This is a genomic window from Mesorhizobium sp. M2A.F.Ca.ET.067.02.1.1 (genome assembly GCF_004023285.1).
Classification (GTDB): domain Bacteria; phylum Pseudomonadota; class Alphaproteobacteria; order Rhizobiales; family Rhizobiaceae; genus Mesorhizobium.
Map to the genome: position 1 here is coordinate 1 of NZ_RZSB01001430.1, position 452 is coordinate 452.

The 452-nt window shown below is 63.1% G+C and carries 1 protein-coding gene; it reads left to right on the top strand.

Annotation, left to right across the window (positions count from 1 at the left end; genetic code table 11):
• Positions 1 to 64: 64 nt before the first annotated feature.
• The coding region (locus EOA28_RS38190; RefSeq protein WP_148671235.1) for a nucleotidyltransferase family protein at positions 65 to 452 on the top strand (388 nt) is incomplete at its 3' end.

Sequence of the window (452 nt, forward strand, 5' to 3'; positions counted from 1 at the left end):
TCTCTGGCTTCACCGGTACTTTTCTGGCAAGCATGCGCGGAACCTTGCCACTGTTGCCTCAACGATGCTGCCCGAGCTTTCGCCTGCCCAGGAAAAACTGCTGATCAACCTTGCCGACCCCGAGGCGCCCTCCGATTGGGGCAAGGACGTTTCCGCAGGTGACCTGTTGGCGCTGCTCGCCAATGCGGAGTTCCACGGCGTGCTGCCGATCGTGCTGCGCAAGTTCAGGGAACGCGGCGACGCCAACCTGCCGAAAGACGCGAGGTTGCCGCAGAAACTGACTGAGTTACGCGACCAGATGACGACGGCAACCGGGCAGTCAATGCTGCTGCAATATCACGGCGACCGCATCATGAAGGCGCTGGCGGCGAAAGGCGTTCCGGCGCGGATCGTCAAGGGGCCGGTGTTCGCGAGCAGGCTCTACCGCCAGCTTGCCGACCGTCCGTTCACCG